Annotated in this window: 5 protein-coding genes; all 5 read right to left on the bottom strand. The window is 44.7% G+C overall.

The genetic code is table 11. From position 1 onward, the window contains the following. Positions 1 to 11 precede the first annotated feature (11 nt). The 5 genes from IXB50_RS01285 to IXB50_RS01305 all read right to left on the bottom strand — a co-directional run bounded on the left by IXB50_RS01285 (position 12) and on the right by IXB50_RS01305 (position 16,878). Positions 12 to 1,400, bottom strand: a complete 1,389-nt coding sequence (locus IXB50_RS01285) for a hypothetical protein (RefSeq protein ID WP_215607124.1) — start codon at positions 1,398 to 1,400, stop codon at positions 12 to 14. Between the two features lie 353 nt (positions 1,401 to 1,753). After that, positions 1,754 to 4,288 carry a hypothetical protein gene (locus IXB50_RS01290; protein WP_215607125.1) on the bottom strand — a complete coding sequence of 845 codons (2,535 nt, stop codon included), beginning with the start codon at positions 4,286 to 4,288 and terminating at the stop codon, positions 1,754 to 1,756. A 62-nt stretch (positions 4,289 to 4,350) separates the two neighbouring features. After that, positions 4,351 to 4,542, bottom strand: a complete 192-nt coding sequence (locus IXB50_RS01295; protein WP_215607126.1) for a hypothetical protein — start codon at positions 4,540 to 4,542, stop codon at positions 4,351 to 4,353. 24 nt (positions 4,543 to 4,566) lie between these two features. After that, positions 4,567 to 8,790, bottom strand: coding sequence for a hypothetical protein (locus tag IXB50_RS01300; RefSeq protein WP_215607127.1), 4,224 nt, complete (start codon positions 8,788 to 8,790; stop codon positions 4,567 to 4,569). A gap of 285 nt (positions 8,791 to 9,075) precedes the next feature. Next, on the bottom strand, positions 9,076 to 16,878 hold the full coding sequence (locus IXB50_RS01305) for a CHAT domain-containing protein (RefSeq protein WP_215607128.1): 7,803 nt from the start codon (positions 16,876 to 16,878) through the stop codon (positions 9,076 to 9,078). Positions 16,879 to 16,895: the final 17 nt, after the last annotated feature.

The raw sequence follows: 16,895 nt of genomic DNA on the forward strand, positions 1-16,895 counted from the left end.
TCGATCCATTCCTATGGCATATCGCGTCTATCAACACTGATTCCAGAGATTTTGAAAACCCGGTCTATAACTCTGTCCTCTATGAGAACTTTCTCTTCTATTGCACCAGACGTAATTTGTTCTACTGCTTGACTATTCGCAAGATGTCGTATATTAAAATCGCCTTTCATTTTATCTGGTAAAACATGATTAACGATGAAATCTGAAAGTTTTTGCTCACCATTGCCTTGTTGTGGGTCAACCATAACTGGTGGTGGAAGGCCATTCTCGGAAACCCCAGAGTTTTCAGCATCAGAGAACCAGGCTGTATAACCCTGTCTCATGCTATTAACCTTATTAATCTCTTGATCGTAGATGCTGACGCGTTCCTTAACAACGCTAATGCCTTTGTAAAACAAGTACGAAATTTTCTGCCTCTTAAAGTAATTCACAAAGCTAACATCCTCGGCTGACGAAATGTATACAGGGCTGAAATTGATTGCTTTGTCCGTTAAGTATTTTATATTCCATAACGCAGCTTGTTGTATAAGACCTTCCGAGTTAGCAGCATTGGGGACGGTGTCAGATTGTTGTCCTCTCCCGTTGGCTGACTCGGTCTGTGCCCATGCAGAAATCCTCCAGTGTTCTTCTGCCTTTGTACCTCCTGAAAAACCAACACTTACACAGTTTTCAACTTCCTTTATTTTGTCTTCTATAGCCCCATAACCGGGAAACTTTCCGAGTGCCACAACATTGTCGTCGAAGAGCCAAGCATAATCCCAGGGAGCGTCTCCTTTTGGCGGAGTCGCTGCAGTTCTTAATTCTTTACAGAACTGGATTGCGGCAAAACGACTCGCTCCAAAGCCGACAAAGTGACTACGATTTGGAGGTGGATGGGGCGTCGACCTTTTAAATACCCATCCAATCACCGTAATACCCGTGCCTGCAAGGTTGTTTTTATAAGTCTCGTACTCAGAAATATTGACAACAATGTATATATTACGATTGTTGTTAGTGCCTGGAGCAATCCTTGTTCGGCAGTAGATAGGTGGCGAAACCTCTTCACTCATCAGCGCGCGCAAATCGCTGGCACTTCTAAAACTTCTCTCATCGAGAACAAGTAGTTTCTGGTTGGCTGCTTCAATCCCCTGCTTAATCCATTTTGAGCGGTTACTAGATATAACTACCAGGGGTGGTCGCTTACCTGCTTCAGATCTGATAATCGTACGCCAGTTCGATGTAGCCAGCAACAAGGGTTTCGGCAATATATCCGCGTCCATAAGCTGATTCCATCGGTTATCGAGTAAAGCACCATAGTATTTCTTGTTTTTCCTGTCATAAACAATGTTGTCTAAGGGTCTGTACTTTTGGTTGACAAGGTCACCACCATAATTTATGTTTTTGTCAGCTGAGATGGCCATAGTGTGCTTTTACCGTTTTCGGAAAATAAGCTTTTGAGACGGAGTCGGGAGTAATTACTTCCAATTTTGAACTACTCTTTATCCTTTAGTTACATGAATAGGCGATCGCCTCCAATTTCCACAGCTCATTCCCTCCGATAACTGAAATTGGATAGAGTCCGATCGCCTTTTAATTTTCATAACTCATTCTCTCTGAATCATTGGAGTGGGAGAAGTGTGATCGCGTTTGAGACTCATCATTTATTGGCTCTGATAATTGGAATGGGATAGGGTACGATCGCTTGCTAATTTCCATCGATAATGACCTCTTTAAAGGAGAAAAGTAGTTGAAGTATAGATGCAAAATATCTGTACTAACCAATAATCTTTAGTTTTAAACTAGTGCCGGGAGCTTTATCACTACGAAATTCAATCGAGCGGGCGCTGTCTCCACCACCATTCCTATTTGCATAGTTGTCAATGTAATAACCTTGTGGAGACTGAATACGGACTTTTAGTTCAGAATCGACAAACTTCTTTAAAGTCTTCAAATCGTTTTCAGTAATAACAGTATTACCTATTTTTAGAGTGCCATCAACTATAAGATTGGGTGTCCCAATCAGATGAAGACTACTATCATCATTGAATCTTGCCCAGACTTTACCATCCTCTTCTGGTTCTCGAATTTCTAGATGTTCACCATTTAGAGCGATCTCCCAATCATTAGTTGTTGAAGGTCGAAATACATTCGAGCGGATTATGCCGTCAACTTTAAGTTCACCAGCGATCTCAGTATCTCCTTGTACTTTTAATTTATTCGTACCTGGATCATTAGTACCGATACCAACATTGCCATTATCGTCATTGATGATCATTCGAGTAGATCCATCAACAAGATCGTTAGCATTAAATCTCAAATTACCGTCAGAATCAACCTGCAGGTTCCACTGCTCGCCCTTATTGTCGATACCAAAACTACCAGTATCAACAGAGAGATTTCCTGTAATCGCTGTATCACCTTTTACTTTCAATTGTTCAGTACCTGACGCAATCCCAATCCCAACTTTTCCACTAGTGACAGAGAGATTACCTGAGATCGCGGTATCTCCTGCTTGAGTTACGGTTATCTTACTGTTACCTGCCGTAATATCTGTACCGGATCCATAAGCTATCTTAAATTGTTCATCATCATCCATACCCACCATCCAGGCATTTTTGCCCGTGGTTGTATTTTGTAGTCTCAGATAAGCTTCATCAGAACTACCACTTTCAATAAGAATATACGCATCACCAGAAGCTGAAGAAAATTTAGCTATATCCTTACCAGATGAGGACTTAACATGAAGCTTGGCCTGCGGTTCATCTGTCCCAATGCCAACACAACCAATCTTGTTACTATCAACAGTTTTTTCTCGATAAACTAAAGGCCCTTTATGAATGGGAACGGTAATATATCCATCCCAATATCCTGGAATATTTTCATAATGGACATAGAGATTCGCATAACCAGCCAGGAGTTGGGTTTTAAGATTGTTAATCTTGAGTCTTAAAATCTCTTCGCGTTCATCCTTTTTGAGCGCCCATCCTTGTTTGCAAATGAAGCTCCATCTTGGGGTAATTCCTTGTTCTTCTTTGCCGCCAAAAATCCATTTATCCTGACGATTTTCAATTAGCACCTGAACATCATCTGCATCCGTATGGTCCACTAAAGCCCAGTTTTTCGGATTACTGTCTTTCGATACAACATCAAAATAAATTGTAAACTTGGCTGCTTGATCAAGCGTGTTTTCCTGATCAAGCCCTTTTAATGACAAAGACACATGAGGATTCAATTCATGTTCAATTACCTTGAGGTTCTCGGATGCCTGTATTATCTCCTTGGTTTTTCTATTGATACGTGCTAACTCTTGTGCAGTGGGTTTTGTTGAATAAAGTAACTCATTCAACCGTGCCAGAATGGCATTTAGATCTTTCTGGGTAACGACACCTAGATTGTTAATTAAAATTGAAAGAATTGTCTCTTTGTCAGTATCCTTTAAGTTTAATTTGCCTGATTTTTCTTTAAATTCTTGCAAAGAGTCTTTTGAATCTTTTGATGTTTTCAGTAAATCAAAAAAACGTTTACTAGCCTTGGATATTTTTGGGTCTTGTTTGATTTCTTTTATAGCTTCGCCAAAATTCGGAAGTTTTTCTTGAATAAATTTAGCAATATTCCCATCCCATCGGGTTGTGCCTATTGAAGTGATTTCAGGTGAGTCTAAAACAGTTAATGATGCATTATGATGCGGCAAGCTTTGAATCGTTAACGTTAATTCATTTTCAGTTCCATCATTGAGAATCGTATTAGACCCCAAAAAACCGACATATAGCGGAATTTGCTTTTTGCCACGCTGATTAACAATATTGAGATACTGTAAACGATTGCCACTAATCGTTTCAGTAGAACCTTGATACTGAAGATGGTCATACTTAATTTCTACCCTGGTTCCTCGCGAGCCTCCAGCTGGTGCAGCACCAATATTCTCCAGAGTGAGCGTAATCCTTTTGCCAGGGTTGATTACTGTGGACTCTGGACTCGTTGACAACACATAAAATGTATTGCCCTGCGGCTTCATTTGCCAACCTTCCCCAGTCTCCTTTAGGGTAATTGTTTTATCTTCGTCTTGACTAGATAGCAATGTACCCGGTCGAAAGGAGATACAAAAATGATAGTTACTCAGAGAAGGTTGGCCATCAATTGACTGAAGTTCAATTTCTTTCCCAGAGGTATTAACAATATCAATTGTCAGTGCCTGTCTCAATGATCCATCGTCAATGCTCAGAATATTTTGTCCATCCTCATCCTGTAGAAAAATCTGGAAAACATCGAGGCGAGATGTAGTCATAGCATTATTAGCAATAGCGATCATTGAAATTCCTCCGACCTAATAAACTTTTTTTGAATACAAGACAGATTAAGGCTCGCTATGTTTCAGGTAAGGTTGGCATTAGGTTCTCCTCTATTAGGTTCTTGCTGACGCATTTCATTAGCCTGTACTTGGGCTTCAGCCTGAGCTTTGATTTTATTGATTAGCTGAAAGACTTCAACATAAGGACGCTGCCCTAACGTCTCCAGGATGAGATTGACTTCTTCTATGGTTATATTGATACTTATTTGTTCCATTATTCAAAATCTAAGGTAATAGTTCTAAGGTGTGCTGTGTGTATCTGTATTTCCCAAGTTCTCGTCTGGTGATTGATTCAAAATAAGCCAACCTTCACGAATTTCTTGAGACCCCGTAAAAGCAGCCCGCGAAGTCACTGGGTTAATACTAATTTCATGTAAATCAAATAGCTCTTCAATCAGCTCATCTATATTTTCTAAATTCCCCGTAAGCGTTTCCCGGTCGTCTTTAGTAATAATTTTGGCTTTACTATGAATTTCTTCACCACCACCATTAACAAGTGTTAACCATCCTTGATTTAATAACGCTTGCCAATCTTCTTCAGGATCCCGCTCGATTTTATAGGCAGCATACGCTTGAACAAAAACAGCTTTTTCAATGACTGAAGTGGTCAAAATTTCTAACCAGGTTTCTCTACCCTTTCTTTCTAGCCAAGACCAATCATAATCTGGAGCCGTTGGCAACGGAAGATTGAGACGACTCTGGTTGGTTCGTTCTGTCAAAATAGGTGCAGTTAAGAAAGTGATTTTAATATTGGCTAATGCTTCAGCATAGTGCTCAGCAGGGATATTAATTACTTTACTGGGTAAAATCCCCGATGTAGCATGAAATACGCCTCGCGGGTCAACTAGCATCGTTAAAGTTTGAGGGTCGCTGTTAATAGACTGGATAATATTGATTGGACCTTCTTCCACCTCTGGATTCATTTCCAAATCGATAAACTGAGTTTCTATTTTTTCAGATTCATTGTTATCACTTTGCTGTGCATAAAAGATATCATGTTCATAGTCGTAACCCGTCTCGTTGGCTGCATTTTTTTGTTCTTTCCAATAACCAATGACGCCATCATTAAGCTGTCGATATTCCCCAATGCGAATCGGAATTTTCACATCATCTAAGTCATCGGTGTCTCTTTCGTCAAGCGATTGCATTTGCTGCATTTCTTGACGAAAAATATTCCAATCTTGGTTAATGGCCGGTAGTCCCTGCAATTCTAGACTGATGGATGTTCGGACTACAGAAATGGGACGCCCCATCAGTAATGCCAAACTTTGATTCTGAGCAAAACTTTCTGGATCAATATTATTTAGTGCATTATTCAGACAGCGATTGAAATTTACCAAGAAATCTCTGCCTAACGTAATGATGGTTTTTACTACCTTATGCAAATGGACATTCGATATATTAGGAACATCGTGTCCCTCTATTATTGTTGTTGCCAGTGGCGCATCACCGGGTGCATCATCCCATTCGCCATTAATATTGATTGATCCTAAAGCTTGACCGAGATTGTCATAAATCATCAAGCTATCGTTTAAGTTATTAGGAAGTATCCACCCACAAATTGGAGTTGTGTTTGAGAGATCATTTGTTTCTCGATTATCTTTGTCATTTGCAGATAACCAACGGAAATTAATCCGACAAGGTTGAACAAAACGAGGAGGAAGAACGATACGATTGTTCTGTTCAGCCTTCATACTCTCTGGCTTAATCACATATTCTTCTAAGTCAACCCTCCAATCTAAGTTTCTAACTTGCCCAAACGTATCCATTAACTGCAAGTCAATAATCCGCAGTTCTCCAGAACGAATCGGGCTAAAATCATCTAAAGGTTGGGGGGCACTTTTGATTTCTCCTGAAACCGCTGCCCCCACTTCATCTGTAAACGTTTGGTAGTCTGCAAAACCAATTGGGTCTTGAATCGGTAATTGCAAGGTTTGTTTATGCATTAACAGTGCTTCATTAAACCCACCTATAGCCTGAGATAGGCAATTGAGATTCTTCAGTCGTGCTTGTGCTTGTTTCGCTGTAGCAACGGGATGAGGAATGATATCAAACTTGTTATCTTCGTACCATTGCTTGAGCGTTTGAATATTTGCCAATTCTCCTAAATATTCGTCACTATCAATCTCAACGGCCTCTTCATAATCGACATATTGTGGTGCAATAGATTGACGCAAATGGCTTTCTATCTCTCTATCTCTTGGTTGTTGATTTTTCAAATGCTGTGCGTAATCACTAATTGTCTGATAAACAGGATTAGTAATCGTTGCTTGCCCGTTATGATCGTGTTTATCTAAATACTCTTCGATGCGCTTTTGTAACAATGGATTAGCATAGGGCGTTAAGATACTAAAGCCACTGTAAATATTAGAATCCTGGTCAGTTTTAATGCGATTATCTGCGGTGTCATCAACAACAGATCGAGCAGATTTGAGCGACAAATCTATATCATTTGTCCTAAGGTTATAATTTTGGAGCAGAAAATCATTGCTATATTTACGATTGGCAGAAGTTTTATTGCCACCATTCGCTACCGTATATAACTCAACCAACCATTCTAATATAATAGGATTCCATGGTTGCCGTTCCCAAATACTAAAGCCAATCCGTTCCTGACCCTTGTCCAACTTAAGTTCATCTAGCTTGTCAGAAATAGTCTTAAAATTTTCTTGAACTAAGCTTTGAATCGTTTGATTTTCTATGATTTGACATTCAAGTAACCCATCCTCACTCAAACGACCATCTCTACCATGCCGTTCATTTGCTTTGACATCGTCTCCCACTAGTAAAACAACAGGTTCTTTTACTTCCCAGTAACGAGGACTTCCGGCTACTTCTAAACGATAGACTGGGGGGTAAGGTACTTTCTCTTTTTCCTTTGCATCCAGCTTATTATAGTCATCTTTAAGTTTCTGATTGTAGGTATTAGTTGCATTGATTAAATTATTAATTGCTCCTGCTAGTTCAGAGGATAGAGAAGAATCTGACCCTGATGCATTACTCAAATTTCTTGCATCATCTTGAAATAAATTTAGCGTTCCCGTTGTCCTGACCTTTTCTTGTAGAGGTTCAAGTCCCTGTTTTTGGATGTAGTATTTTACTTCATCAATATCGGGATAATTATCCCAACTATCTTCAGGGGGATAGGTGGAAACCATATATTTGTACCAGTCAGAAAAAAGCTGCCTGCGTCTGGCATTAATCTCAGCCAAAGCAGAATCGTATGCTTGCTGTTTCTGATTGAGTGCACTGAGTTGGGCGGCAATATCTGAGGGTAAATTAAGTTTTGTTTGAGATACTTGATTTTCTGAATTTGATTGCTCTGTTTCTAGCCGAATTCTCCACAGAAATCCGCCAGCGACTGCATTAAACCCACCCCCATGGCGAATTTCTTGAAATTTGGGTCCGTTATCTAATTTTTGGTTTTCTAAGCTTTCCGCAAACTGTAGAGCTTCTAATTGTTCCTCAATGATAGCTTTTTGAGACTTATCAATCGTTTCAGCCAGGTAGGCCGATAGTGCTTCTGTCCCCGTATTTGCAACGGCTAGGCTGATATTCGCTTTTTCTAGGGAAGAGCGTTCTAAGTCATGTTCAGAAGGCCTAAAGGTTAAACGAGAATAACAGATAATCTGAGGGGCTTCACTATCGGCAGTAAAGGCCTCATTGTCCCAATTAAACTTCCACTTGAATTCTTCTTTAATTGCATCCATGAAGGTATCAAGTGTCAATGCCTCTTCTGGAAAATCCTCTTGATACCTTACATTGAAGTCCTTAAGAAATTCATTGAGATAGTTTTGACTGGAGTTGCTATACCAGCCTATAACTTCGTATTGGAGCTTATCTTTATCTGGTAGAGGAGTCGCATCAGTATATTTTGGATCGTGAAAGCCAAATACACTACGACAGTTAGGATAAAAGGCAGCAAAAGTCGGCTCACCATAACCTACAGTCGTTAGACGTTCTAAGTACGTTACATCTGGGTTGCTTTCCTGTAGCTCATTCTTCCATTCTGCTAGAGGCAGTTTTCGTCCCAGATAGCGAAATCGTGGTAAATCCTGATTAGTTTCGTCTTGGTAAGGGTAAGTGACGCTATCCTCCTGAAAACCGACGCTTGGGAGATGCAGATAATCACTTTCAACAATCCAATGGTCCACCCCGTCTTGATCACGACGAGTCACTAGCCAACGATTAGGAACAGCAGGAAATTTGCCTGATACACTTTCTTTGGTCAGTGCATCGGGTAGTGCCCAATGTAAGTGAATTCCTGCTTTGAGGTGAAGGTTTTTATTTTGAAAAGGCTGGGAAACAATAGATTCACTTACATTAACGATATCAGGGTTAACATCTCGCTTCCCACTGAAATAGGGGAGACGATTAAACTCCACCATTGCTTCTGCTACGCTTGTTCCATATTTGAGATGCAAAGCATCCATCTGTATAGGAACCAATAAAAAGTTACTCATAGTTGAGAAAATATATCTTTTTTAAGGCTCAGGAGTTAAATGCTATAAAATTGTAGTCCATAGGACAGAGCGAACGCATACATTCTTAAGTAATCAGTATAGGCTTTGGTAGGCCTAAAGACGTAAGGATATAGTAATGTATCGCTTCAATTCTTATCTGTCGCGCTTTATGATATCCGCCTCACTCAGCTGCTCTAAATGTACCTTCCAGAACATTGTCAAGAACGGCAAGATTCATATTTAGCACTACCCAAAACTCAAATACTACATTTTTTACAAACAGCTTTATAACCAGTTACCTACCAGGACAAAGGGACTCCAGAAATAAGGAGAGGCCAACTGTGGGTCTTGCATCAATGCCAACTGTGCCTGACGAAATGCTTCGGCTTTGGTCGTCTCCGGTTGAGCCAGGGCCTTATAAAACTCAGTCATAAAGGTAGCCGCAGCCTGGTCATTAATCGCCCATAGCCCAGCTAAGGCACTGCGTGCCCCAGAACGAATGGCCGTGCCAGCAATGCCTAAGACAGCTCGACTATCACCCGATGCTGTTTTGCAAGCACTAAAGACCAGTAGCTCTACAGGGGATAGGTTACTGCGATGACGAGCTTGCAAAACTTTGCTCATTTCCTCCATCGTCAGTTTCCCTTCCCAGGTGAGGATAAAGGTATCCTCGACGGTTGCCCCAAACTCTCCATGGGTGGCAAGATGCACCACACCCGCTGGGGCTGTTTTGAGGCTGTTGAGCAGGTTGGACTTAGTCAACGTTTCGTTGAACAAAACTTGGTGGTCAGGGATTTGATTGGTGACCTGTTGGAGTTCATCGGTGACAAAGGGCAGGGCTGAAAAGCCAGACCGCGCTTCACTCAGACCTCCGGCAAGCATTTTTAGATCTTGTTGCTGCAGGGGACGGGGTTCTAAGAGGCTCAGTCCTGGTGAGAGGACGACGTTGTACTTCTCAATCAGGTACTGCTCCCCGTCATGTAGTGTGGTCAGGGGTAATGTACGCAAAATACCATCGGCAACAAAGACAAGGCTCTCAATATTCTGTTGAGCAAGGTAGTCCTCTGCGGGGCCTAGAATCCAGGTATAGACTTGTTGTAGCTGTTGAGTTGTCCGTGGTCGCTTAGACCGAATGGGTGAGGTGAGAGTTCCTAGCAGTTGTTTGATCGTCTTGTCTACATCTTGAGAGGCCACGGATGTGCTGTAATGTTTAATATCACCGTCTACACTGACGATGACATCGAGTTGGTCATCCAGCAGAATTGGATAGATGACAGCCGCCGTTGGATCAATCTCGTCAGCTAGTACAGAAGAGCCCTGGATACAGGCATCCTGGAAATAGTCATTGACTTCAGCAACCTGTAAAGCTTCGATTAGTTTTCTAGCTTGTCTTAAATCTGTTTCCTTAGCAGGGCGAGCGTTATCCCCCTGGAGTAGGAGTTTGACAAATTCGCGATAGATGGGCTCCACATCATCCCGGAAGGTAAATTGAACATCATCGCTGGTGGCAATCAAGTCTTTTCGTAAAATTTCGAGAGCGTCGATGGCCATACCGTAAGCGTCAATAGCTTGGGAACGTTTGCCCTGAGATTTTTGCAGACGTCCTAGCTGTAATGCGATTGGGTAGGTGACTTCTGGTACCTGGAGAGTTTGAGCCTGGCGAAATGCTTTTTGGGTAACTGCTTCAGCTTTGTTCCACTGTTGTTGTTTCCCATAAAAGTCTCCCTGATAACCAAGGCTATAGGTTTGGGCGATGGGGTCTTGGATGATCTGAGCCTGCTGACTAGCCTGGTTTAGTAGGGTGAGTAGGTCTGCAGATGAGTGCTCAAACAGATCACTATTCAACAAAGTGTGGATCAGATGTAGCTGAGCATAGATGGACTCTCGGCTAGTAGGGAGATTTAACGGTTGCAGGTCAACGGCTAGATCGGCCCAAAGATTTTGGGCGGCTCCAGGGTCTGCAGTAACGAGTAGTCGAAGTTGGCTAATGCTAGCTTGAAACTGCCCCAGGGGATTGGGGGCAATGGCTAGGGCTTGTTGATAATAGGCCAGGGCCTGATCAGGATTCCCTGTGGCAACATGACCCAGATTCAGCCAGATCTGGCTGGTGAGGGCAGGCTGACTTAACTGTTGGGCAATGGCCAGGGCGGCTTCCAGGTTTTGTTGTGCCTGGGACAGGTCACCACTGCTACGGAGGTTATTCCCCAGGGTTAATAGGGCGATGGCTTTTTGTGGGGAGGGGGATTGGTTTGTTAACGCTGTAATGATTTCCTCCAGTTGATTCTGGGCCTGACGATACAGGCCTAATGATTGCAGCACCTGGATTTGGTTGAGCTGGGCTTGGTGGTACCCTGGTTGATCGCCCACACGGTGATAAATAGCGGCGGCTTGTTGCCAGTCGGTCAGGGCCATCTGCGTGTCACCCTGATTGAGGTTGAGGCTGGCGCGGGTGTTCAAAACCTGGGCCAGGAGTTGGGGGGTGACTGTTTCCGGAGTAAGTAGTTGTTGACTGGCGATTAGGGTGGTATTTGCCTGTTGCCAATCGCCTAGCTGACCATAGGCCAGGGCTAGATTACTCAGGGTAGAAGCATAGGTCAGGGGATCATTGGTTTGTGCCAGTAGGTTGGTTGCTTGCTGCCATTGGGTAGCGGCTTGGATGTAGTCAGCTTGATAGTAGGCCTGGGCCGCCTGCTGCAAAAGATGATCTAGAGTATGGCTATTAATGGATGCTGTCAGATCACTATTTTTATGGGTGGCAGTGGCCTGTTGTTGAGCCGCCTGGCGGTGGGATTTTGGCAACGGAGCTACCTGTCCAATGGTATTGGATCGGTTAGGCAGGGCACCCAGGTCAGATAGCGGGTAAATGCCCATGGGTTGGCTGGCGGGGGTGGTGGGTAAACCGCCCCGCCCGGTCACGACAAATTGAGCTTGCCCTTGTCGATCGATAGCGCAGGCATTGGCAATTTGGTTGCTGGCATCGGCCAGGCTTGCGGGGAGTTGGGTCAGGCCCCTGGCCGGATCGAGATTGGGGGAGTCAATGGAGATCTCTCCATCTAAGCCAAATTGAGAGGAGGCAGAAATATCTAGAAACTCTGCTCCCAATATGGCGATAGTAACAATGTTAATATTGCCACCATTGCCGCTAAAGGCTTCGGCCACGATGCGATTCTGGCCTGCGCGCAGACCAACAACAAAATCAGTGTTGATATTGATGTTGCCACCGTTACCCCCGGCGGCAGCGTTACCGGCGGTGGCATTAATTTCACTCTGATCTGCCAGGAGTAATGCATTCTCTGCTTGGAGATCAATATTGCCGCCATCGGTGTTAGCCGTGGTGGCGCTGATGGTCGATCCGTTTCTTAGGGATAACAAGTCTGAATCAACTGAGATATCTCCTCCCCTACCCTGGCCTTCGCTATTGACGCTGATGTTGCTGTTGTTTAATCGAGCTGTGTTGGCATTGATATTAATATTGCCGCCTTGACCGGTGGCTGTGGTAGTGGTGTTTGCTGCGATCGCACCCCCATCCAACCTTAATGTATCGCTAACGCTCACCTCAATTGTGCCAGCATCGCCAATCCCCTGGGTATTGGTTTGAACCGTTGCTCCATCGGTTAGATCAAAGGTATCGGCAACAATCTCAATATCTCCCGCATCACCTGGATCGACAAAAATCCCATCGTTGACTGAACCCACCGGAAAGCGACCGTCCGGCAGTGTGGAGGCAGCAAGTTCCACATCATCGCTCAAGGTTAATTGCTGACTGCGAATCTCAATATTGCCAGCATTGCCTGGTCCCGTTGTCTCAACGGCTAATCTACCAGGGCCAGTAATAGTCAGGGCTGCTGGTGTCAATACCCGCAGGTTACCTCCCTGGCCCCGAGACGTAGAGGCCGAGATCTGACTACCCTCAGCGAGAGTCAAGCGATTGGTCAAGAGATCAACATCACCCGCGCTACCCTCAGCATTGGTCCGAACAGAAACTTGAGCCCCTTGATCCAGGGTGATATCAGGAGCATTTAACAGGATATTACCAGCCCTACCTTGGGCGTTGGTAATGGCCGACAAAAAGGTATCTGCGCCGGCCAGCACAATGCCTGTATCTGAGCTAATGGCAATATTCCCGGCAGCACCCGAGCTAACGGTATTGCTAGAAATCTCACTCCGATCTTGAACGGTAATCAGTCCAGGACTGGTAATGCTGACATCCCCTGCATCGCGAATGCCCTGGGCACTGCTGATAATGCTGCTATTGCCAAAGGTGAGATCGCCAGATCCGATAATGTCAATATCTCCCGATTCACCAATACCTCCCACCTCAAAAATAATCGGAGGACCAAAAGGAAACGGCACGACAACTGTGGCACTGGTGACTAAATCAACATTATCCAGTAAGAGATCACCCAAACCATTAATGGTCAAGTTTCCTGCCTGGTTCTGCGAAGAAACCGTCAAAACATCTAAGTCTGAGATCTGATCTTTGGCAGATAAGATGACCTGACCACCATTGCCACTGCCTGCATCATTTTGAGAAATGGCAAATGACTGCAGAATCGCATCCTCATTGCCGACAATGTTGTTCTGTTCTGTGATCAGAGAAATATTACCGCCATTGCCAGCTGGTCCTGCCGTCGCTAACGAAAAGGCAAATATAGGCAAACCTGGATTAATTTCACCACTGTTAGAGAAAATAGACACATTGCCGCCATCGCCTCCAGGCGCTGTATTACCGTCAGCAGCCCTTGAAAATGAAAATGAATCTAGTAGACCGGTTGTAGCAATATCACCAGAGCCCGATGATAAGGTGATATTGCCGCCATCGCCCCCAATGACAGTTCCCATAAAGGATGACGAATTGGAAAACGCGCGTAAGGCACTAGTATTGATAGTACCGGAGTCGTTGGCAATATCAATATTGCCACCATCACCCCCCAATATTGTTCCAGACGATGACATTGACACTGATGACACGTCGAAGGTCGAAGTTGTGAAGATATTACCAGAACTGTTCAAGATTGAAATATTGCCACCGTTCCCCCCCGTGATGGGACCAGACGATGAACTAGAAAACGAGGATGAATCCGCGCTAGTGACATTGATATTACCTGCAGTGCTAGAGAACGAAATTTGTCCACCCGTACCTGCCGTTATATTTCCTGTGTTTCCAGTTGTTCTAGCCAGTGTCAACAACGGTGAGCGACTGTTGATATCTCCAGTGGTGGTGGAAAATGAGACTGCTCCGCTCACTCCCCCAAGCACTTCTTCGGCACCAAAACCGCTGGTGATTGATCCTGACGTGATTGATGCGGTGGCATCAATGTTGCCAGAGCGGGTGGAAATTAGGGTAGCTCCACCATTTGCACCGGTAACGTTGATGCTCCCAGATGTTTGTGAAGCTGAGAACACATCTGCAAGGGTGACGTCTCCGGAGGATGTTGAGATTAAAAGACTGCCTCCTTGTCCTCCGGTTATGTTGCCACCGGAGGACAGCGAGCGTGAGACAATATTGGTACCTGAGAAATCAACATTTCCGGAGGTTGTTGAAACTGCAATATCGCCACCGTTGCCACCGGCAACATCCCCAGTAGACCCATTGGTACGGGTGAATGTGAGCAGAGATGAGGTGCGGATGTCACCAGATGTGGTGGACAGGGTAATACCGCCCCCATCTCCACCGATTAAGCGGTTCCCGGAGGTTGATTGAGTCGATGTGTTCAATGTGCCTGTGAAGATATCACCTAAAGTGGATGAAAGGGCAATATCCCCTCCCATCCCGTTGACGACATTATCCCCTCCAGAAAATGTTGTTGTAGAGGTGGTTAAATCTCCGGTAGTAATGTTGCCCTGGGCCGCGATCGCAATATCTCCCCCATCCCCACTGATCACATTGCTAGATCCACCAAACGTTCGTGCAGAGGTGGTTAAATTGCCTGTAGTAATGGTGCTTTGGGTTGCGATCGCAATATCCCCACTACCACCACTACCAGACGTATTAATACCGGCTAATGACAATTCTCCAATGGCATCAATGGCCACGGTGCCGCCTTGACTACCAGCACCAATCCCCGCAGTGGTAATGCCATTCGCTGCAATATTTCCCGTTGCCATCAGGTCTAATGCGCCACCATTGCCTTGGGCCAGGGACGTGAACAATAATTGTGTACCGATAGCGCCCCCCCAAGGAGCCGCATCCCCAGCTTGAAAAAGTGCACCAGCATCCGCTGCAAAGTTATCGACAACGTCTAAGAGCCAGATGCCACTGGCTATATCTCCATCAAAAATACTTAAACTGCCATCGGGCTGAAAGCTACCAATAAAAGGAGCTGTTCCATCAGCGATGGCGATAGATGCTTCATCATCGAGAACAGTATCCTGAAAGTTATCATTGCCGCCACCGACACCATCAAAAAGGATGAGGGATTGATTATTAGGGTTGGTGAGAGTGACGGTGAGATCTGCATCAAAGGTATGGGCAGCAGAGAATCTGACATCTAGATCACCTACAGTCCTGACTCCATCAGGAACGGTAAAGCTAAACTGAGCGGGACCTGATGTGCCAACTGCTGGGATCGGCCCGCCAGCATCGACATCGATAATTGTCTCTTCAGTTAAGGCTGATGTGTTGATATTACCCAACAGAAAGTTGGCCCCAGAGATGGTCAAATCTCTGCCATTAGTCGCTAAAGTATCTTGCAAATCCAGCATAACCACATCACCGATACCGTCGTTATTGGCATCGGCAATGAAAGCAATCCGGCCTGTGCCACTGGAAAATCTCAGTTGATTATCGACTAAGTCTTCAACCGTAATTCCATCAGTTGCTTGCAAAATGACATCGGTATCACCAGCAAGGCCTTCTAACTCAGATTCAAAAATAGTGCTGGGTCCTAGATCATTAATAGCGCTTAGGGGAGAGCTTAAAATCTGCCCAGCTAGCCCCGAGACATTACCTGCAAAGCTATCTGCCCCGTCTGCTGCACTATCGGCTGTGCCATTGGCAATGGTAATGGTGGTGGGATCTAACAGCAAAATGCCAGTCTGACCAAATTGCGCTGCTGTATCGACCGCCCCCCGAAAGATTAAATGGCCGCCACTGGAGACTTCTACAAATCCGCCATTTGAGAACTGGGCTGGGTTATTCGCTCCACGGGTAGAAATATCACCATAAAAGCCAGTGACCTGATCGGACCAGATGGCAACAGTCCCCCCATTTCCTGACTCTGTGGCATCTGCCACAATGCGAGTGTCGGGGCCAATAAATGTGCGCTGAGCATTGAGTTCTGGCTTAGCCCCTTGTAATCGCCCACCAATCAAGACAGTGCCACCACCGTCGCGATCAGAAACATCAATCAAGGCATCATCCAACACACCCACTGTTTGACCAAACAGACCCACAGTGCCACCAGGCGCGATCAGATTACCGGTATGACTAATGTGCCGTCCCTGGAAAGTGAGCCTTTGTCCATTTGGAATAACTAGATTACCAGCATTATTAATATCGCCCTGACCGAGTTGGACCCCCGGTGTGACATTTAGGGTGAGCAAAGGCGGCGCTTGAGGGTTGGCCGCACTAAATTCCAGACCATCACCAAATGTAAAAGACTCTGCCGTACTAGCCGTAAAGGAGCCAGGAATATCTAGGGTAGCGCTGGGGCCAAAAACAATCCCATTGGGGTTGAGCAAAAAGAGATTAGCATTGCCCAAAACCCCTAAAGTGCCACCAATATTAGAGACATTATTTCCAGTGATGCGTGAGAAAATGTTAGCGATGTCTAAGGGATTGACAAAGTAAACTCCCCGGTTAGGATCAATATTAAATTCTTGAAAACTGTGAAATAGACTATCGCTGCGAACCGTTCCCCCTTCGATCAGGTCTGAGGGCAGTCCACGCACGTCAGCATTTGGCTGAATCTGAGTGCCTGTGGTGGGGTCTGGAACCAGTTGGGCGAAGGCTGGTTTTGCGACTAACAGACTGCAAACACCCATCATTAGAACCTGATTAGGCTTTACCAGTGTGAATGGCCTGGTAAATTTCTCTAAATGATACATCGCACTAAACGGAGATTGTGGAGTGCGTAAATTACCCATGATTTTGTGGCTCTATT

This window comes from Leptothoe spongobia TAU-MAC 1115 (assembly GCF_018739885.1).
GTDB lineage: Bacteria > Cyanobacteriota > Cyanobacteriia > Phormidesmidales > Phormidesmidaceae > Leptothoe > Leptothoe spongobia.